This window comes from Caulobacter sp. GW821-FHT10E02, assembly GCF_059415225.1.
Genome location: NZ_JBWKMV010000001.1, coordinates 963,452 through 984,020 on the forward strand (window position 1 = coordinate 963,452; position 20,569 = coordinate 984,020).

General features: G+C 68.5%; 12 protein-coding genes. 5 read left to right on the forward strand and 7 right to left on the reverse strand.

From position 1 onward, the window contains the following. Nucleotides 1–61: 61 nt before the first annotated feature. Nucleotides 62–1,408 carry an MFS transporter gene (locus AC07NI_RS04350; RefSeq protein ID WP_494616452.1) on the reverse strand — a complete coding sequence of 449 codons (1,347 nt, stop codon included), beginning with the start codon at nt 1,406–1,408 and terminating at the stop codon, nt 62–64. Between the two features lie 56 nt (nt 1,409–1,464). Beyond that, nucleotides 1,465–2,481: a TetR/AcrR family transcriptional regulator gene (locus AC07NI_RS04355; RefSeq protein ID WP_494616453.1), complete on the reverse strand. Its 1,017-nt coding sequence runs from the start codon at nt 2,479–2,481 to the stop codon at nt 1,465–1,467. A gap of 297 nt (nt 2,482–2,778) precedes the next feature. On the opposite strand from AC07NI_RS04355, the gene AC07NI_RS04360 reads away from it, so the two are divergent. Both AC07NI_RS04360 and AC07NI_RS04365 read left to right on the forward strand, forming a co-directional pair. After that, nucleotides 2,779–5,043: a TonB-dependent receptor gene (locus tag AC07NI_RS04360; RefSeq protein ID WP_494616454.1), complete on the forward strand. Its 2,265-nt coding sequence runs from the start codon at nt 2,779–2,781 to the stop codon at nt 5,041–5,043. Between the two features lie 17 nt (nt 5,044–5,060). Next, nucleotides 5,061–5,930, forward strand: a complete 870-nt coding sequence (locus AC07NI_RS04365) for a tyrosine-protein phosphatase (RefSeq protein WP_494616455.1) — start codon at nt 5,061–5,063, stop codon at nt 5,928–5,930. Nucleotides 5,931–5,969: 39 nt separating this feature from the next. On the opposite strand, the gene AC07NI_RS04370 is transcribed toward AC07NI_RS04365, so the two are convergent. Next, nucleotides 5,970–8,915: a DUF2339 domain-containing protein gene (locus tag AC07NI_RS04370; RefSeq protein ID WP_494616456.1), complete on the reverse strand. Its 2,946-nt coding sequence runs from the start codon at nt 8,913–8,915 to the stop codon at nt 5,970–5,972. 161 nt (nt 8,916–9,076) lie between these two features. Then, the gene (locus tag AC07NI_RS04375; protein WP_494616458.1) at nt 9,077–11,869 is read right to left on the reverse strand and encodes a TonB-dependent receptor; all 2,793 of its coding nucleotides are present in this window, start codon (nt 11,867–11,869) and stop codon (nt 9,077–9,079) included. Nucleotides 11,870–12,239: 370 nt separating this feature from the next. Between AC07NI_RS04375 and AC07NI_RS04380 the strand changes: the two genes are divergently transcribed. The 3 genes from AC07NI_RS04380 to AC07NI_RS04390 are packed head-to-tail and all read left to right on the forward strand — an operon-like array spanning nt 12,240 to nt 16,911. Continuing rightward, nucleotides 12,240–13,556 carry an MFS transporter gene (locus AC07NI_RS04380; protein WP_494616459.1) on the forward strand — a complete coding sequence of 439 codons (1,317 nt, stop codon included), beginning with the start codon at nt 12,240–12,242 and terminating at the stop codon, nt 13,554–13,556. 2 nt (nt 13,557–13,558) lie between these two features. Continuing rightward, nucleotides 13,559–15,403: a DUF8034 domain-containing protein gene (locus AC07NI_RS04385; RefSeq protein ID WP_494616460.1), complete on the forward strand. Its 1,845-nt coding sequence runs from the start codon at nt 13,559–13,561 to the stop codon at nt 15,401–15,403. A 17-nt stretch (nt 15,404–15,420) separates the two neighbouring features. Next, nucleotides 15,421–16,911, forward strand: a complete 1,491-nt coding sequence (locus AC07NI_RS04390) for a right-handed parallel beta-helix repeat-containing protein (RefSeq protein ID WP_494616462.1) — start codon at nt 15,421–15,423, stop codon at nt 16,909–16,911. Here the strand turns inward: AC07NI_RS04390 and AC07NI_RS04395 are convergent. The 3 genes from AC07NI_RS04395 to kdgD all read right to left on the reverse strand — a co-directional run bounded on the left by AC07NI_RS04395 (nt 16,908) and on the right by kdgD (nt 20,536). Then, nucleotides 16,908–18,473: a carboxylesterase/lipase family protein gene (locus AC07NI_RS04395; protein WP_494616464.1), complete on the reverse strand. Its 1,566-nt coding sequence runs from the start codon at nt 18,471–18,473 to the stop codon at nt 16,908–16,910. The two genes, AC07NI_RS04390 and AC07NI_RS04395, sit on opposite strands and share 4 nt — an antisense overlap. Nucleotides 18,474–18,531: 58 nt before the next feature. Then, entirely contained in the window at nt 18,532–19,440 is a 909-nt protein-coding gene (locus tag AC07NI_RS04400; protein WP_494616465.1) for a LysR substrate-binding domain-containing protein, read from the reverse strand. 151 nt (nt 19,441–19,591) lie between these two features. Next, nucleotides 19,592–20,536: a 5-dehydro-4-deoxyglucarate dehydratase gene (kdgD, locus tag AC07NI_RS04405; RefSeq protein WP_494616466.1), complete on the reverse strand. Its 945-nt coding sequence runs from the start codon at nt 20,534–20,536 to the stop codon at nt 19,592–19,594. Between the last annotated feature and the right edge of the window lie 33 nt (nt 20,537–20,569).

Genomic DNA, 20,569 nt, shown 5'->3' on the forward strand with positions numbered 1-20,569 from the left:
CTCGAGCTAGCGCCCGGTCCATCACTCTCCCCCTGGACCGGGCGTTCTTGCGCGCGGGGCGCTACGCGGCGCCGCCATATCGCGCCGTCTTGACGAGCATGGTCCAGGACCGTGTCAGCAGCAGCAGGCCAGCGCCGCCGGCCAGCATGGCGGGCAGGGCGTAGACAACGCGGACGATCATGCCGCCCTGGCTGGTCAGGCCGGTGGTCAGCGCCGCGCCGTCGCCGACCTGGGTCGACAGCAATGACAGGACCAGCCAGGCGCCCGCGCCCATGGCCAGCCGCAGGGTTATGTTGCTGAGCGAGTGGCAACTGGCCCCGCACTGCAGGCCGGCGGCGGCGGAGTCACGGGCGATCTCGGAGACCATCGTCCGCAGCGCCAGGAAGTCGAGGCCGGCGAAAAGGCCGCGCAGCAGCAGGAAGGCGATCGTCGGCGCCAGCATCCCGGCCGGCAGCAACAGGACCAGCGGCGCGGTGATCAGTTGCCAGCCGTAGTTCAGCATTAGCAGGGTCCGGCGATCGATCCGGGCCCCGAGCTTGGCCCACATCGGGGTGGTCATCAGCGCCACGGCGGTCTGCATCAGGAGCAGGGTGCTGCCCCAACCCTTCAGGCCAAGCGCGCCATCGACCAGGAACAGGAAGACCGCGCCGCCCGCGGCCTGGGCGAAGCCGGACAGGGCGTGCAGCAGCAGGACCGACCGCAACCCCGGCGCACTCAGCAGGCCGGCATACAGCCGAAGCGGATTAGCCAGCTGCGCGGCGCGGCCGGGGGCGAGATCCGGCTCGGGCGTAAAGCGCAACACCAGGAAGACGACCAGCGGGCAGAGGACCAGCAGAGCGACGCCCAGGGCCGCGACCTGGCCCTTCAGGTCCATGCCGAGACCGCGCTCCAGCGCCGACGGCAGCAGCAGCACCGCCAGGGTCGCGGCGACCCCGAACCAGATCTTGCCGCCCGAGATCCGCAGGCGCTCGTCGGCGTCGCGCGCCAGCTCCAGGCCCCAGCCGCCATGCGGCGTGACCAGCATGACATAGCCCAGGTGCAGCACGAGGCAGGCGAGGGCGACGCTGAACAGGCTGGTCCAGGGCCAGGCGAAGAACACGCCCGTCGCGCCCAGCATGATCAGCGGTGCGCCGGCCACCAGCCACGGGCGGCGATGGCCCCAGCGGGTCGGGAAGCGGTCGCTGGCCCAGGCGATCGCCGGCTCGACCGCGCAGTCGAAGATGCGGATGGCCATGAACAGCGCGCCGATCGCACCCAACGGCAGGCCGAACTGGGTGGCGAACAGGCTGGGCAGATAGGTCCGCCACGGCACCTCGATCGCCTGCATGATCAGCATCGGCGACGAGAAGACGACGAGCCCGAACAGGCTCAGCCGCTCGCTCGGCCGCTTCTGGTGATTGACGCGCACGACGGCCCCCTTGTCGTCGCATTGTCCAATGCGGCGATGACGGTCATGTGACCTGTCTACCGACGCGCGAACCGGGCCAGCAGAGGTCCGAAATCGCCATGCTCCGGATCGGGGTCCTCCGCCCGTCCGCCGGCCACATAGGCCCGGACGCGCCCGCCCATCATGGAGGAGGCGATGGCGGCGTCGATCGGCGTCATCTGCACGTCCGGTCCGAGCTGCCGTTGCATGACGCGCCCCGAGGCGGCGCCGCGCAGATAGCGCAGTTGGGCGGCGAAGGCGCTGAACTGGGGATCACGCGAGGCGGCGATCCCCAGCTCCTCGGTGCCGAGCAGGTCCGCGCGGCCCAGCGTCGGACGCGTATGGCCGCCGCTGGTCGCCGGCAGCGGCTCGCTCGTCGAAGGAGCCAGGCGGCGATAGATGGTGTCGAACGCGGCCTTCAGCAGGTCGGCGCTGGTGCGGAACTTGTAGGAGACCACGCCCAGGGTCAGGCCGGCCTCGGCGGCCACGGCGCGGTGAGTCAGGCCGGTGACGCCGCGCTGGGCGACGACGGTGGCGGCGGCGACCGCGATCGCCTTGGCCGTCTCGTCCTCGGGCGGCGGCGGCGGCATCAGCGCCAGGGCGTCGCGCTTGGCCATCTCGAACCAGGGGCTTTCGTCCGCGACCCGTCCCCCCGCCCAGTTGCCCCAGCCGTCGCAGAGTTCGGACAGCGCGGCCCGATCGACCGGTCGCCGCCAGCGCATCATGTGCAGGCCGCTGGCGCCGTCGAACATCCAGCTGTTGAGTGTGGCCAGGTCGGCGAGGTCGAGGCGCTCGCAGACTTCCCGCCAGAAGCCCAGCCAGAGATCGTCCCACTTGGCGCAGGCGGGGGCGTGGCGCTCGTCGCGCATGGCCATCACTTGGCCCTCGCGCCGGGCGAAAGCCAGGGTGCGACGGGTCTCGCACCAGTCGTCGATCAGGGCGGCCATCAGCGGTCCCAACGCCGCCGGGCCCCGGACATCAGCGCCGATCGCGTTGAGCTGCGTGGCGCACCAGCGCTCGGTTTCGGCCCGGGCTTCGGCCTGCGCGGTTTCCAACAACCGCTCTAAATCGCCGAAATGGTAGTAGATCGCCGACATCGGCAGTCCCGCCGATCCGGCCAGCGAACGCCCCGAAACGCCGCCGCTACCCTCCAATTCCCAGGCCGAAAGCGTCGCGGCAATCAGTTTTTGTGCAGACAAGTGCGCTTTTTCGCCTTGTTCGGACTGCTTCGACGGCATCGGGTTTCCCTTGTTCGTAAGCGATATTCCGCGATCTCGCCGCTCCAGACAAGTGTCACACGGATTACATACAAACGATCTAATTAGCCGCCAACTTGAGATCAGGGGACCTCCATGAGGCAGCAAATTTCGACCTTCCGAGCCGTGATGCTGGCTAGCGCCGCATTCGGGCTCTTCGCACCCATGGCGGCGCACGCAGCCGAGACGGCCGCTCCGTCGGACGACGCCCGGCTGAGCGAGATCATCGTCACCGCCGAAAAGCGTGAGACCAACGTTCAGAAGACGCCGATCGCCATCTCGGTGCTGGACGCCCAGGCGCTGACCGCGCGTCACGTCGAGAGCCTGCTCGACCTGAAGGACGGCGCCGTTCCGTCGCTGCGCGTCACCCCGACCTTCACCCGCAACTCGGCGCTGAGCATCGGCGTGCGCGGTATCACCGGCGGCGACCCGAACCAGCCCAGCCGCGACGCCGGCATCGGCATCTATATCGACGGCGTCTATCTGGGCCGCGCCCAGGGGCTGGGCATGGCGCTGATGGATATCGAGCGCGTCGAGGTGCTGAAGGGCCCGCAAGGCACGCTGTTTGGCCGCAACTCGGTCGGCGGCGCGGTCAGCATCGTCTCGCGCAAGCCGACCGGCGACTTCGACCTGCGCCAGACCATCGGCGTGCGCAACCTCGGCGGCTACTCGACCGAGACCCACCTGAATCTGCCGGCCGTCAACAATGTCAGCGTCAAGTTCGACGGCCTGATCTCCAAGCGCGACGGCACGGTGAAGAACCCCTTCCAGGGCGCCGACGACTTCAACCAGTTCGACCGTCGCGGCGCGCATATCGGCGCGCTGTGGGAGCCGAGCAGCAACTTCAGCGCCCAGCTGGACGCCGACTACAGCTACGACGCCTCGACGTCGTACTACGTGCAACTGGTCGCCAAGAACCCGGCCACCCCCGCGCTGGCGCCGCTGGTCAAGGAGCAGACCGACCGAGCCGACAGCGCTGACATCGGCGTGCCCGAGCAGCCCAGCGTCGGCGAGACCTACGGCTATGGCCTGCACATGAGCTGGCATCCGAATGAGGACCTGGAGGTCCGCTCGATCACTTCCTGGCGTCACCTGCGCCAGAACCAGTACGACAACGGCATCGGCGCGCACGCCGGCCCGTTCGTCCCGAACGGCGCCTTTGGCCGCTACAGCCTAGCCTCGATGCGCCAGCACCAGTTCAGCCAGGAACTGCAGCTGGTCGGCGACGCCGCGCGCCTGCAATATGTCGGTGGGCTCTACTACTATCACGAGGCTGGCGACGACGACGCCTGGACGCCCAGCACCATGCGCTGGAACGCCGACGGCACGGTGGCCACCCCGATCCCGACCTTCGGCGCTGGCGCGGCCACGCCGTTCCCGGACCGCGCCAGCACGGCCGTGGCCGACAGCTACGCCGCCTTCGGCCAGGCGACCTGGACCCCGCCGGTGCTGGACGACAAGCTGCGCCTGACGGCCGGCGGTCGCTACACCCACGACGAGAAGAGCGGCGAGCTCTACAAGGTCAACGGCGCCGACACGGCCTACAAGTTCGACTTCGCCAAGAGCCACTTCGACCCGCAGGTCATCCTGACCTTCGACCCCAGCAGCGATGTCGAGGTCTATGGCAAGTGGGGTACGGCCTATCGCGCGGGCGGCGCCAATTCGCGCTCGCTGACCTACCGCTCGTACGGCCCCGAGAACGTCTCGACCCTCGAAGGCGGCCTGAAGACCAGCTTCTGGGACAAGCGCGCGCGCCTGAACCTGGCGGCCTATTCGACCCGCTACACCGACATCCAGATCGACTTCCTGGCGCCCAACGCCGGCACCAACCGCACCACGATCGAGACCACCAACGCCGAGGGCCGCGGCACGATCAAGGGCTTCGAGGTCGATGGTTCGCTGGCGCCGCTGCCGGGCCTGACGATCTCGGCCAGCTACGCCTACACCGAGGCCAAGCTGCCGGCCGCGCCCAACCCGTTCAACAAGGGCGTCCCGACAATCGTTTACGTCACCAACACGCCCAAGAACGCCGGCAGCGTCTCGGTCGACTACAGCCTGCCCGTCGGCGGCGGTTCGGCGATGCTGAAGGCGCACCTCGACGCCAACATCGCCGACGGCTACCGGTCCATGGCGGGCGAGGCGACCCTGACTGACGCCTCGTTCATCGTGAACGGCCGCCTGGCGCTGGCCGGCGTGGACCTGAGCCGCGACGGCAAGTTGGAGCTGGCGCTCTGGGCCCGCAACCTGCTCAACGAACAGCACCTGTTCGGCAAGAGCCACGCCGCCTGGGCCGCGATCGGCGACTACGGCATCTTCAACGAGCCGCGCACGTTCGGTCTCGACGCCACGCTGCGCTTCTAAGGCCAAGGGAGGATATGATGCGTAAATACATCCTCGCGAGCGCGTTCGGCGCGCTCGCCCTCCTGGCGCCGCTGGCCGGGTCGCTCCACGCCCAGACGCCGGCCGTTCAGGCGCAGGTCGCCCATGACCGGGTGCTGCCACTCCAGGGCGGGCAGAACTTCCGCGACCTGGGCGGTTATCGCACCCGCGACGGCCACACCACGCGCTGGGGCGTGCTCTATCGCTCCGGCGCGATGAACGGCCTGACCGACGCCGACTTCCTCTACCTGGCCAAGCTGGGCATCCGCACGGTCTGCGACTTCCGCAGCACCGAGGAGCGCAAGGCGGCCCCGGTCCGCTGGCCGGACGGCCAGGCGCCGCGCGTGCTCGCCGACGACTACGGCATGGACACCCTGGGCGGCGCCGACTTCCGCCAAGCCGCAAGCTGGTCGGCCGAGCAGGCGAAGGCGGCCATGGCGGCGCAATATCCGCAGATGCTCAAGACGTTCAACGGCCAGTATCGCCGGATGTTCGCCCAGCTGCTGGCCGGCGACACGCCGCTGGCGTTCAACTGCTCGGCGGGCAAGGACCGGACCGGCGTCGCCGCCGCCCTGATCCTGACCGCCCTGGACGTACCGCGCGAGACGGTGATCGAGGACTACCTGCTCAGTAATCGTTACTTCGACCCGAGGAAGTCGGTGGCGCAGGACGACGCCGCCTCGCAGGCCTGGAAGCGGATGCCGCCGGCGGTGCTGCAGGCCTTCATGGGCGTGGACCGCAGCTATATCGAGGGCGTGTTCAAGGTGATCGACGGCCATGCCGGCGGCGCCGAGGGCTACTTCCGCGACGAGCTCGGCCTGACCAAGGCCGACCTGCTGAAGCTGCAGAAGCTCTACACGACGACCTGAGAAAGGGCGCGGGCGCTGCTGGCAGCGCCCGCGCTTTCCTTAGACGTCTTCCGACTGGTGCCGCGCGTTCAGGCGGCGGGCCAGCAGGGCGCCGCCCACGAACAGCGCGCCGACGGCGAGGAACGAGGCGGCGCGGGTCACGCCTTCCAGCCGCGCCAGGTCGAACAGCACGACCTTGGCCGCGGTGAACAGCAGCGTCGCCAGGCCCGCCCAGCGCAGCACGATGTCCTTGCGGGCCGCGCCAAGACCCAGGACCGCCAGGCCGAACACCGCCCACAGCGCCGAGAACGTCCAGGTCTCCAGGCCTTCGCCGCCCGTGGCCACGTGCATGTCCGCGCCGTGGAAGGTGTAGCGTATGAGGAGCGTCAGCAGCGCGAACAGCGTACCGACCGCTCCGGCCAGGGCGGTGCGGTCGAAAGGCGTGTCACCGCGACGCAGGCTCAGCATCGCGACCGCGCCGCCGGCATAGAGGCTGGACAGCAGGATCGCCGCGCCGACAGGTTCCAGAGGCTGGATGAAAGGTCCCCACCAGGGACTGGCGCGCAGGCCGAACACCAGGGCGGCCGCGACCAGGGCCAGCCAGCCGAAGGTCGGTGCGGCGCTGGCCAGCCAGCTCGTCGTGCTTCGGCCGGCTAGGCGCGGCGAGGCCAGCTGACGGGCGGCGACCAGGGCCAGGATGGCGTAGGCCGCGCCCTCGGCTCGGCCGACCGATGCGCCGTGCATGTCAACGCCGTGGAAGAGATGGCGAACCTCCAGCACGGCCCACAGGAGGGCGAAGATCGGCACGGTGAGGACCCAGCTCTTCGTCCAGCGATCGTCAGTCGGCTTGCGGCGCCAGGCGATCGCCGCCAGCAGGCCGGCGGGCGCGAGATAGGACAGGATCAGGGTGTTGAGCACCGGCGGTCCGGCGGGCGGTTCACCCGCGCCCCACCAAGGGTTCCAGACCAGACCTTGCAGCAGCAGGCCATGGACCACGCCGACGGTGACCACGATGATCGCGCGCCAGCGGGTGATCGGGCCGTCGTCGGGACGCTGGCGCAGCACCAGCAGGAGGCCCGTGCTCAGCAGCATCAGGGTGCGCAGCGAGGCTTCCAGCAGGCCGTCGCCGCCTTGGGTGTGCGGACCGGCCAGCAGGACATGCAGGGCGGCGAACGCGGCCAGCATGACGATCAGCAGAGCGGTCGCGCGCAGGGCCTCGACCTCGTTGCGGACGGCCTCATTGCGATCCTTCCAGATCAGGGTGGCGGAGGCGACCAGCAGGGCGGCGGCCGTCAGGCTGACGGCCAGCATGGTCGGCAGGGACAGGCTGCCGTCCAAGGTCGCGCCGAGGAAGGCCGGGCGCAGCATGGCGATGAAGGCGATCAGACCACCGACCACGCTGGCGGGCGCCAGGCCGCGCCAGGGCAGGCGCCAGGCGGCGATGGCCAGGGCGGTGGCCGCCAAGCCGAAGGCGGCGGGCTCGAAGCGTGGGGCGACGGCGGCGTGCACGGCCAGGAAGGCCATCTCGGCGGCAGCGGCGAGCCACAGCGCCAGACCCCGGTCGGCTGAGGCCAGTTCGACCCGGCGCGCGATCAGCGCTGACGAGGCGAACAGGGCGGCGGCCAGGACCGCGGCCGGCGTCCAGCCGAACTGGATGTCCGCCGTGTGCAGGATCGGCCACGTCAGGCTGGCCAGGATCGCGACGCCGATGCCGCCGATGGCCAGAACGCGCGTGCGCTCCACGGCCGGGAGCTGCAGCGCCATCCAGAGCGCGGCGGCCGGGATCAGGGCCGTCTGGGCGTAGAGCCACGGCAGCTGCGCGGCGAAGGCCGGACTGCGCGCGGAGATCACCATGACCAGCAGCTGGCAGACGATCGCCATGCCGACGGGCATGGCGAAGAGGCCCGGCCGAATGATGTCGCGCGTGGCCATGACCGCCGCCAGGACGATCAGCAGTCCCGACAGCAGGACGGCGACAGGCAAATGCTCCCCGCTGATCGGCGCGGAGAACCACAGGCCGAACGAGGCCAGACTAGTCAGAACGAGGGCCAGGGTGGGGAGCCCCAAGAAGTCGTTTCCAGGGGGATCATCATGGCCGAAACGACGTCGCCACAGCGTCGCGGCGAAAGGGCCGACGGCGGCAAGCGTCTGTATGATCATCGCCGAGACGGCGTGGTGGTCGCTGAGGGGCGGAGCGCTCAGCAGCAGGAGACCGATGATGGTCGCGCCGCCGGCCTTACCCCACAGGCGCAACGCCGAGATCGAGAAGCCCGTCGCGCCGATCAGCACGGCGTAGGCGGTGAGGGCGGCGAGCGACCAGTGGGGTAGGCCGGTGAAGGCGGGCGTCAGCACCGCGCCGATCACCGCTACCAGGGCCAGGGGCTCGCCGTGCCTGAGCGACAGGGCCAGCAAGCCCAGGGAGATAGCGGCCGCCAGGACCGCCGCCACGCTGAGCGGGATCAGGTGATAGAGGCCGTGGGCCGCGCAGACCGCGCCATAGAGCGTGACCGCCCCGGCGCCGGCCGAGACGGCGGCGGCCAGCAGGTGGCGTCCGCCGGCGATCGACGGCTTCTGGCGCAGGATCCACTCGCTGGCCCCCAGCATCGCCGCGCCCAGCAGGGCGGCCATGGCGATGCGGAACTCGGGGATGAACAGGCCGCGTTGGGCGGCATAGGCCACCAGCAGCAGACCGCCCAGCGCCAGACCGCCTCCGCCGATCCAGGCCAGGCCGTTCTCCGATAGCCAGGTCGAGACGGACTCGCGGGTGATCGTCGGCGCGGGGCGCGGCAGCGGTGGCGGGGGAAGGGCGGGCTCCGGCTCAGGCGCGCGCTCGACCACGATGGGTTCGGAGGTCGGAACGACGGTCGCGACGGGCACCGGTTCAGGCGCTTCGACGGGCCGGCGCTCCAGCGCCTCGGCCGCGTCCAGCCGCCGCTCGAGTTTCCGGATCGTCTGGCCCTGTCGGAAGACCCAGACGCCGAGGGCCAGGAACACCAGCCATTCCATGTCACGCGTTCCTTCCGGCGGCATACCATCGTTCTGGGTATCCGAGGTCGGCGCTGAATGAAACCTCAAGTCGAATGGCGGCCGAGCGCCCAAAGAAAAAGCGCCGCTCCCGGGAGGCAGGAGCGGCGCCGTAGTGCTAGGCGGGGGAAGAGGAAGGACGCCTAGAAATTGTAGCGGAGGCCGACGATGAACTGGCGGCCGCTGTGGGTGTAGACGTTCAGGCGGTTGCTATCGCCGACATACTGGTCGTTGAACTCGTCGGTCAGGTTCACGCCTTCCAGCGAGAGCTTCAGGTTCTCGCGGATGTTCCAGCTGGCCTGCATGTCGACGTTCAGGGTCTCGTTGGTGCCCTGGACGGTGTTGCCGTCGCTGCCCGGGACCTGGGTCAGGTAGCCGGCGCGATAGGCCAGCGAGCCACGCACGCTCCACTTGTCGGTCTCGTAGTAGAGCGTCGCGTTGGCGGCGTTCTTCGACAGGCCGATCAGGTCGTTGATCACCACCGGCGCGCCGGCCGTCGACGAGGTCGGATACTCGATCTTGGAGGCGACGTAGGTGTAGTTGGCGATCACGCCGAAGTGGCTCAACCAGCCCGGCAGGAAGGTGAAGGGCTGCTGGACGTTCAGCTCGAAGCCCTTCAGGTCGCCGCCCTTGGTGTTGATGGGCTTGGAGACCTGGAACAGCATGTCCGGCGTGGCCGTGGTGCCGGCGATCAGCGAGTCCGGCAGGCCCAGGGTGTTGTAGACGCGCTGCTCGCTCTGGGTGGCCACGAAGGTGTCGATCTTCTTGTAGAAGAAGCCGGCCGCGAACATCGTGCCCGAGGACGGGTACCATTCCAGCGAGACGTCCAGGTTCTTGGACTGGGTCGGGTTCAGGTAGGGGTTACCCGAGCTGAAGCTACGGTTGGCGCCCTGCACCGCGACGTCGCCGCCGGGCGACAGCGAGCCGATGCCCGGACGGGCGATCGTCTTGGCGGCGCTGAAGCGGGCCACGAAGGTGTCGGTGACGTCGGCCGCCAGGTTGAACGACGGCAGGGTCAGGTCGTAGTCGCGCTTGACCTCGACGCGCTGGACCGAGCCGCCGACGGCGGCGTAGCCGGCCGACTCCTGCTCGGTGTGGACGCGACGCACGCCGGCGTCGCCGCGGAAGGGCAGGCCGAAGGCCTGGAAGCGGAACTCGGCCTGGACATAGGCGCCGGTGTCACGCTCCTCGACCGCGCCGTACTGGCCGCGCGCCGAGGTGTTGTTGGTGCCGGTCAGGGCGTAGATGCCGGTGTTGCTGTAGATGCCCAGCAGGGCGTCGTACTTGTCGATGTCGGGCACGAGCCAGGCGGTGGCGTTGCCGGCCGGCATGCCCAGGCCCTTGCCGAAGCCGCTGAACACCGTCGACACAGAGGCCAGCTGGGCCGGGGTCAGGGTCTGGCTGACGGTCTCGCTGGTGCGATACAGGCCGTAGCTGTCGTACTCGAACTTGCGCCAGTCGACGCCGGCCTTGAGCTTGAGGTTCTGGTTGGCTTCCCACTCGCCATAGACCTTGGCGGTCGAGAACTGGTTCTCGACGAAGGTCGGGCGGATGCGCACTTCCGAGGTGCCGTTGATCGCCGACCAGTTGGCCGGGTTGGTGGCGTCGAAGCCCAGCAGGATCTCCGGCGCGCGGCCCTTGCGGAAGTCGTAGCTGTAGTTCTGGCTGTTGGCCCGGTCGAAGGTGATGATCGTCGAGACCGGCTGGGTGAAGGTCGAGTCCGCGAAGCCCATCACGCCGCCCAGGACGAAGCGGTCGCCGAAGTTGTGCTTGGCCGACAGGGTGGTCTGCTTGAACTCGGTGTTCAGTTCGTCGTAGGCGGACTGGGTGCGCAGATCGACATTGTCCATTCGGGCGGCGACCAGGTCGCTGCCCACCACGGTGCCGTCGCGGATGATCGTCTCCGGCTTGCCGGTCGTGGCGCGCGACAGGCCGATGGCCTGCAGCTGGGCTTCCTTCCGCACGCCCGCCAGATAGGCGTACAGCATGTCCAGATTGATCTCGGTGTTGGAGTCCGGCTTGAACTGGATCGAGCCGGCCAGGCCCGTGCGCTTGTTCTTGATGTCGTAGCTGACATAGGCCGGAATGCGCGGGGCGAAGATCCCCGTGGTGGTGTTGGTGTTGTTGATCTGGGCCAGGGTGTAGCCCGGCACGGTCGAGGCGGCGTTGAAGCCGCCGTTGCTGCCGCCGACGGCCCAGCGGGTGATATTGGCGCCTTCTTCCTTCAGGTGACGCTCTTCGTAGGCAGCCGAGATCAGCACGCCCAGCTTGCCGTCGAAGAAGGTGCGGCTGGCGAGGGCCGAGACGCGCGGCGTGGTCTTCTCGGACAGGTCGTTGTAGCTGGCGCCGGCCGACAGCACGAGCTGGGGCTTGCGGCTATCGAAGGCGCGCGAGGTGTTCAGGTCGACCGTGGCGCCCAGCGAGCCTTCCTCGACATCGGCCGAGGCGGTCTTGCGCACCGCGATGCTGTTGAAGAGGTCCGAGGCGAAGACGTTGAAGTCGAAGCCGCGGCCGCGGTTGGTGCCGCCGCTGTTGGCGGTGCCGCCGGTGGTGGAGATGGCCTCCATGCCGTTGATGCGGACACGGGTATATTCCGAGCCCAGGCCGCGCACGGTGATCTGGCGGCCTTCGCCGTTGATGCGCGAGATCGAGACGCCGGGGATGCGCTGCAGCGACTCCGCCAGGTTCAGGTCGGGGAACTGAGCGATGTCCTCGGCCTTGATGGCGTCGACGACGCCGCTGGAGCTGCGCTTGATGTTGATGGCGCTCTGCAGGCTGGCGCGGAAGCCGGTGACGACGACGGCTTCGACCTCGTCGGCGGCCGGCTGGGCCGGCGGGGCCTCTTGAGCGGTCGCCGCGCTGGCCATCGCCATCGCCAGGGCCGAGGCGCTCAGCGCCAGGGCGGCGCGCAAGGCGGTCGTGTGATTGGTCGACATGGTTCCCTCCCAGTGCCCGCATTTCGCGGGTCTCATTCATGCCGAGGGTGATCTGGTCACCCTCTTGGTTGGCTTCAGGATAGGTGTGGATTTTCGTCGAGGGCCAATCCCAATCGGGTATGAACCTATGCGCGTTCGGCACGGATCGATGCGGATGCTGGGCCATACAACCGATTGCATAGCGTTTTTCGTGATATCCGCAGGGACGACATCGAAACACGAAGCGGTTTCGATGCGCGATCGGGCTCGATCCATGCCTGCGTTAGATCGGTCCATAGGCGAATTGACTTAGACCTGATGGACGGGGGCCTCTAGCGTCCCTTCACCCACGCCGACGTCAGATCGGCATCATGAGGGAAGGGGACCAAGGATGACCGAAGCCGCCAAGCGGACGCGCGTGCGTTGGCTGATCATCACGGTTCTCTTCATCATCACCACCATCAACTACGCCGACCGCGCGACCTTCTCGATCGCGGGCCAGTCGGCGTCGAAGGAGCTGGGCCTGGACCCGGTGGCGATGGGCTACATCCTCTCGGCCTTCGCCTGGGCCTACGTCCTGGGCCAGATCCCGGGCGGCGCGCTGCTGGACAAGTTCGGCTCCAAGACGATCTACGTGATCTCGCTGGTGGTCTGGTCGCTGTTCACCGCCTTGCAGGGCCTGGCCGGTTTCTTCACCGGACTGATGGCCGCGAGCCTGCTGTTCGCCATGCGCTTCGCCGTGGGGCTTGGGGAGTCGCCCTCGTTCCCGGCCAACGCCCGCATCGTCGCGGCCTGGTTCCCGGGCTCGGAGCGCGGCACCGCCTCGGCGATCTTCAACTCGGCGCAGTACTTCTCGCTGGTGGCCTTCGCGCCGCTGATGGGCTGGCTGGCCCACAGCTTCGGCTGGCGCTCGGTGTTCTGGGTGATGGGCGGGGTCGGCCTCGTCGCCGCCATCGTCTTCGCCAAGCTGATCCACAGCCCGCTGGCTCACCCGGCCGTCAACAAGGCCGAGGTCGACTATATCGAAGCCGGCGGCGGCCTGGTGCGGATGGAAGAGAAGAACGCGGCCAACGGCGCGGCCTTCAACTGGGCCAACGTCAAGCAGGTGCTGGGTAGCCGCATGCTGCTCGGCGTCTATCTGGGCCAGTACTGCATCAATGTGCTGACCTACTTCTTCGTCACCTGGTTCCCGATCTACCTGGTCAAGGAGCGCGGCCTGTCGATCCTGCAGGCCGGCTTCACCGCCGCCCTGCCGGCCCTGTGCGGCTTCGCCGGCGGCATCCTGGGCGGCATGATCTCGGACGGCCTGCTGAAGAAGACCGGCAATCTGGACATCGCCCGCAAGACGCCTTTGCTCCTCGGGATGGTGCTGGCCACCTGCATTATCCTCTGCAACTACGTCGAGCAGGAGTGGCTGGTCATCGTGATCATGGCCGCGGCCTTCTTCGGCAAGGGCGTGGCGTCGCTGGGCTGGGCGGTAGTCGCCGACACTTCGCCCAAGGAGATGGCCGGCGTCACCGGCGGCATCTTCAACACCTTCGGCAATGTCGCCGGCATCGTGACCCCGATCGTCATCGGCTACATCGTCAAGGCGACAGGCTCGTTCGACGGGGCCCTGATCTTCGTCGGCGTCCACTGCGTGATCTGCATCCTGGCCTATTTCCTGATCGTCGGGAAAATCCAACGCCTCGAACTGAAGGCCGCCTGAGCATGACGACCCGTCGCTCCGTCCTGGCCGGCGCCTCGGCCCTGGTCTTCGCCGCCCTGGCCAAGCCGGGCATGGCCGCGCCGCTCACCACCGTCTCGACGCCGATGGCCCCGCCCGAATGGGCGCTGCTGCAACGCGAGCTGCTGAAGGCCAACGAAGAGGCCTGCCAGGCCTTCTTCGCCCGTTATTTCGACGAGCGCGGCTGGCTGCGAGCGGTCGAGCGCTGGGGCGCCAATGACGGCCCCGACGACGCCATCGAGAACGCCAACGACTGGCCGACCCTGCACGCCCTGGGCGGCGGCGACAGCCTGCTGGCCATGGCCAAGAAGGCCTTCGACGGCAATGTCGCCCAGTACACGGCCGCCAAGACCAAGGACGTGCCGTTCGCCCGTGAGGGCATGTACTACCGCGAGTTCCCGGTCATGACCGACTGGCAGCACCTGTCCGAAGGGTTGTCGGTGTTCAACCTGCTGGGCCTGTCGGACCCCTACGACGCCAAGTACCGCGACCGGGTCAGGCGCTTCTCGGGCTTCTATACCGGTGAGGATAAGTCGGTCTCGAACTACGATCCGAAGCTGAAGATCATCCGCAGCATGATCACCGGCAGCAAGGGGCCGATGCTGCGACAGGCAACGCCGCTGGACTGGGCCGGCGACCGCTTCGATCCGACGAACTTCTTCATGGAGCACGGCGAGGAGACCTACGAGCAGACGCTGCACCACTACGACGAATACGGCGATGTGGTCGGCGATGCGCCGCTGAACCTGCAGGCCACCAGCCTGGTGCTGAACGCCTACATGCTGGACCACGAGCCGAAGTACCGCGACTGGATCGTCTCTTACGTCGACGCCTGGATCGATCGGGCCAAGGCCAATGGCGACGTGCTGCCCAGCAAGATCGGCCTCGACGGCAAGATCGGCGGGCCCAAGGGCCAGTGGTGGAGCGGGACCTACGGCTGGGGCTTCAGCCCGCTGGTGCCTCAGACCGGCAAGCGCGAGGACCGCAACCGTGTGCCGCGCGCCGTGGTCGGCTTCCTCAACGCCTATCTGCTGACCGGCGACGACAAGTATCTCGACGTCTGGCGCCGCCAGAACGACGTGATCAACGCCCAGAAGAAGACGGTCGACGGCAAGGTCCAGACCCCGCGCATGTACGGTCCCAAGGGCTGGTACGGCTATGCGAATGGCGAGTACCGGCTGAACGGGCTCGAGATCTGGTACATGTCGCAAAAGCCCAGCGACCGCGCCCGCGCCGCCGAGCATCCGTGGCTGAACTATCTGGACGGCAAGGACGCCGGCTTCCCGACCAAGGCCCTGCGCGGCGACCTGGAGCGGGTCCGCGCCCGCGCCCAGGCTCAGCGCGACGACAAGACCACCCCCGACACCCGTCTGGCCGACGCGGCGCTGGACATCAATCCGGCCAGCGTCACGGCCCTGATCCACCTGATGGAGGGCGGCATCCAGATCGCCCGGCCGCCGTGGTCGGGCACCTCGCCGGCCCAAGGCGGGGCGCTGCATTACACGCGGCTGCGCTGGTTCGACCCCGAGCGCCGCCGCGCAGGAATCCCGCAGGATGTCGCCGCTCTGGTCGAGAAGCTCGGGGAGGACGAGACGGTGGTGACCTTGGTCAACACCAATCAGGTCAGCTCGCGCACCGTGACGGTGCAGGGCGGCGCCTATGCCGAGCACCAGATCCTCAGCGCGGCGGTGGGCGAGGCGGCGGCGGTTCCGGTCGATTCCTCGGCATTCACGTTACGCCTGGCCCCCGGCGCCGGAGCGCGGCTGACCTTGAAGATGAAGCGCTATACGAACGCCCCGACCCTGACCTTCCCGTGGGACAGGGCGTAGCCGCTTAGGAGGGATCGATGCTCGGTGTTGTCCTGGCGCTGGCGCTCGTCCAGACGCCTGATCCCAAGCCGATCGCGGCCGTCGCCGCCGGCGGTCCCGCCAACACCGGCGCGGAGACCACGCTGCTGCTCGTCGATCGCGAGGCCGATGACGACGCCCAGGGCTCGCTGCGCTGGGCGATCGCCACCAGCAACGCCGAGCCCGGCCGCTACCGCATCGAGATCGCCGCCTCGACCATCGTGCTGAAGTCGGCCCTGCCGCCGATCAAGGGGCCGGTGAGCATCGAAGGCCGGGCCTTCGCGCGATCGGGCGGCCACAACGTAGTCGATGGCTCGGGCTATCTGCCGCGTGATCTGAAGTCCTGTCCCGGCATGGTTCCAGGCCAGTACGGCACCAATGTCCGCACCGCCAGCAATCCGGGTTTCGCCCTGGTCGACACCAAGGGCGTGACCCTGCGTGGCCTGGAGATCCGCAACTTCTGCATCGGCGTATTGATCCTGCGGACCTCCAACGCGGTGATCGTCGACAACCGCATCGTCCGCAATATCGGCGGCGCGGGCGTCATGCTCAGCGGCGACGACGGCAAGGGCGGCTCGACCTCGAACACGACGCTGGACAACAAGGTGCTGCGAAACACCTTCGTGGAGAACGGCGACGGCCTGGAGCTGACGCGGGGCGCGGCCTTCAACCTGATCGCCGACAACGTCTTTGACGGTGGGACCGACAATCTGGAGCCTTCGCAGGGCATCGAGATTCTGTGGGGCAACGACAACACCGTCGTGCGCAACCGCTTCACCCGCTACTCCGACGGCCTGCAGTCCAACTGGGGCGCGCGCAACTATGTCGGCGCCAATGTCTTCGAGGGCAACGCCTTCGGGATCAGCCTGACGGGCGCGGGCAACATGGTCGTCGGCAACGAGATCCGCGGCAACGGGATCGGCATCGCGGTGCGTCCGGAAGCCAAGGTCGCCGCCAACCGCATCAGCCGGAACGTCATCGCCGGCAACGGCCTGCCGATCCTGCGCTGCTCGGCCGGCGGGTCTTGCGATCCGAAGCTGGTCCGTGGCGGCATCGTTGTCGGCCCGCCGGGCCTGGAGCACGGCAGCTTCGTCGGCTCACGCGGCATGGGCGTGGTGTTCGACAAGGCTGGTGCGGCGGTGGTCTGTGCAGGCAAGGACGATCCGGCGAACTGCCACGCGCCGCCGCAGTTCGGCTTGCAGCCGCCGAGCCTGACCTCGGCTCGCACGGCCGCCGGCAAGGTCGCCGTGAAGGGCGTCCTGCAAGGTCCGCTCGAGGCCTCTGTCACCGTTGAGGTCTTTGCCGGCAGGGCCGGAACCGCCGAGGGCGAGCGCTATCTCGGCTCGGTCCAGGCCGTCACCGACGCCAGCGGCAAGGCGGCCTTTGCCGGTCAGGTCGACGGTGCGACGGCCGGCTCCGCCATCACCGCCACGACCACCACGGCGGCGGGAGCGAGCTCGGCGTTCTCCAAGCCCGCCAGCCTGCGCTAGGTCCCTTCCTTCAGGAACGGCGCGGCCGAGAACAGCTCGCGCTCTTCCTTGCGGGGGTCGTCGACCATCTTCGATGTCTCGTTGAACAGCAGCGTCGGCCGGCGGGGCAGGGTGTACTTCTCCCAAGCCGGGATCGCCGCGTTGTTCGGATCGCCGGTCCGCGCCAGAGCCACGAACGCCGCGCTCATCTGATCGCGCACCTTCCGGGCCGCTGGCCCAGTGCCGGTCTTCGAGCCCTCGGCGTCCAGCGTGCCGAACACCAAGGGGATGTCGTAGGTGTGGTAGGCGCCCATCTTCGGATCGGTTTGGGCCCCGAAGTCCAGCTGGTACATCCAGGCCGGCGCGCCGGTCTTGGCCCGCTGCTCGGCCTGGATCAGGTGGCCCGGCCATGAGCGCCCCGCCGTGGTGATGGCGAAGAAGCAGTCCGAGGGGCTGTAGTTCGGATAGAGCGCCCGGTACTTCGCCACCAGATATTCGGGCGACATGTCCAGCACCAGCTCGTTGTCCAGCTTGCCCGGCAGTTCCTCCCAGGTCAGGGCGAAGTTCTTGGGATCGCCGCCCAGGAAGGCCTTGGTCTCGTCGTGGGTGTTGCCGATGATCATCGGGATGTGGCCGCTCTCGCGCGGCGCGTCCGGATAGAACGGATGGCGGGCCAGGACGCCATGGTCCAGCACCGACCAGAAGATGATGTTGCCCTTGCGCTCCAAGGGGTCTCGCATCTTCAGGGCGTCGACCAGTTGGGCGGCGGGCAGGGTCTTGAGCTTCTCGACCTCGCCCGGCTTGAGACCCAGCTTGTCCATGAAGGCCTTGGCGCGGATGGTGGCGTGGATCGGCCCCATCGCCGTGACGTGCTGGCCGCTCATGGTCGCGACCTTGTGGTAGAGGCCCGCCGCGCGCGGCATGGCCATCAGGGTCACGACCTTGCCGCCGCCGCCCGACTGGCCGAAGGTCATGACATTGCCAGGGTCGCCACCGAAGGCCGCGATGTTGTCGCGCACCCACTCCAGGGCCAGGATCAGGTCGAGATTGCCGACGTTGCCGCTGTCGGCCAGTTCCGGCCCACCCAGCCGCGCTAGGTAGCTATAGCCGAAGCAGTTCAGCCGGTGGTTCACCGTCACCACCACCACGTCATAGGTTTTGGCCAGCCAGGTCCCGTCGTACAGCGGGCTCGACCCCGAGCCGTTCGCGTGGGCGCCGCCGTGGACGTAGAACATCACCGGCCGCTTCTTCCCGTCGGCCACGCCCGGCGTCCAGACATTGAGGAACAGGCAGTCCTCGCTGGTCCCTTCGTCGGCCTTACTCTGAGGAGACGCCGCACCGTAGGCGAGGGCGTCGGCGATGCCCTTCCAGGGCTGAGCCGCCAGGGCGGGCTGGAACCGTCGAGAAGACGTGTCGGCGCCGTAGCGGACGCCCTTGAAGACCTTGATCCCGTCGACTTCGGCCCCGCGCACCCGGCCGGCGACAGTAGTCGCCACGGGCGCGGCGCGACCGGCGGCGTTGACGCGCGTGGCGACGGCTGCGGCCAGGGTTCCGGCCAGCACGGCGCGGCGATCGAGGGTCATGAATGTCTCTCCCAAGTCTCTTGTCGTTGGGCCTTGGCCCGCCGAAGGGAGGGACGCGTCAGCGCGCGCCGGACTCCGAAGGCGGGGCCTCGGCCAGGCAAAGGTCGATGAAGGTCTGCAGGATCGGGCTCTCGTTGTCCTTGCGCCAGGCCATGTAGAGCTCGACCGGCCGGTCGGGCGTGGTCGCCACCGGCCGGAACTGCACGTCGTCGAAGTGCAGGCTCATGGCCGCCTCAGGCACGATCGCCGCGCCCAGGCCGGCGTGGACGAGCGCTAGCATCGAGTGGATCTGGGTGACGTGCTGGACGTAGTTGGGGGCGACCCCGTTGGCGTCGAACAGCGTCGTCAGCATGTTGTAGAAATAGCCCGCGCCCTCGGGCGAATACATGATCAGCGGCGCGGCGTCGAAATCGGCGAGGGTCAGGGTGGCCTTGGCCAGGCGCGGGTCGCCGGTCGGCAGGGCCGCGACCAGCGGTTCGGACAGCACGCGGGCGGTGGCGAACTCGGCCCGCTCCATCGGTGGACGGACCAGGCCGATGTCGATCTGGCCGGTCAGCAGCGCCTCGACCTGCTCGCGGGTGACCATCTCGCGCAGGGTCAGGTCGGCATTGGGCAGGCGGGCCGTGGATCGGATCACCAGCTGCGGCAGGAAGTTGTAGCCCGAGGCGGCCGTGAAGCCGATCGCGATCTGGCCGGCGTCGCCGCTGGCGATGCGGCGGGTGGCGAGCGCGGCGCTCTCGGCCAGGCGCAGGATGCGGCGAGCCTCCAGCAGGAAGGCGCGGCCGGCGGGGGTCAGGCGGACATTGCGGCTGGTGCGGTCCAGCAGGGTCACGCCCAGAATCCGCTCCAGCAGCTGAACTTGCCGGCTGAGCGGCGGCTGGGTCATGTTCAGCCGCTGGGCCGCTCGGCCGAAATGCAGCTCCTCGGCCGTGGCCACGAAGCAGCGCAGCTGACTCAGTTCGAACATCGGAAAACGCCCATCGACGACACCCTGGAGGCGTGAAGCTAGACGCTCGTTCGGACCGATCGCCAACGTCTTCTTGCCGGGCAGGGGCGTGAACGCGTTCATCGGGCGTGCAAAGTGGGTCGATGCGTCTGAAGCATCGACCCCTTTGATCCTAGCCGTTGGCGGCGCGGCGCTGATCGCCGGCGGTAGCGCCCGCGATCAGGCCCTGGAGCTCGGCATATTCGGCCGGCGTCAGCTCGGTCAGCGGCAGGCGCACCGGACCGGCGTCACGGCCGATGGCCTTCATGCCCGCCTTCACGATCGAGACCGCATAGCCCTTACCCTTGTTGCGCAGGGTGATGTAGGGCAGCACGAAGTCGCGCAGGCCGGCCATCACGGCCTCACGGTCGCGGGCGCGGACCGACTTGTAGAACTCCAGCGCCCATTCCGGCATGAAGTTGAAGATGGCCGACGAATAGGTCGTCACGCCCATCTCCAGATAGGGCAGGGCGAAGGTCTCGGCCGTCGGCAGGCCGCCGATATAGGTCAGGCGGTCGCCCATGCGGGCATAGACCCGCATCATCAGTTCCAGGTCGCCGACGCCGTCCTTGAAGCCGACGAGGTTCGGATTGCGCTCGCACAGCTTCTCGAGGGTGTCCTCGTTGATGATGGCGTTGTCGCGGTTGTAGACGATGACGCCCAGCTTGGTGGCCTTGCAGACCGCCTCGATATGGGCGGCGAGGCCTTCCTGCGTGGCGTTGGTCAGGTAGGGCGGCAGCAGCAGCACGCCGTCGGCGCCGGCGGCCTCGGCGTCAGCGGCCAGGTCGGTGGCGATGGCCGTGCCATAGCCGCAGCCGGCGATGACCGGGATCTTGCCGTTGGTCTCGGCGACGGCGGCGCGGACCACCTGGCCGACTTCCGCCGGGCGCAGCGAGAAGAACTCGCCCGTGCCGCCGGCGGCGAACAGGCCGGCGAGGTCCCGCTCCAGCATCCAGCCGCAGTGCTCGCGGTAGGGCGCTTCCAGGAACTGGTGATCGGCATCGAAATGGGTGACGGGGAACGACAGCAGGCCGCCGCCGAGCTGGCGGGCCATTTCCGTCGGCGACATTCGGCTCATGAAGTCCTCTCCGAGCGGCGGCCCTCGCACCGG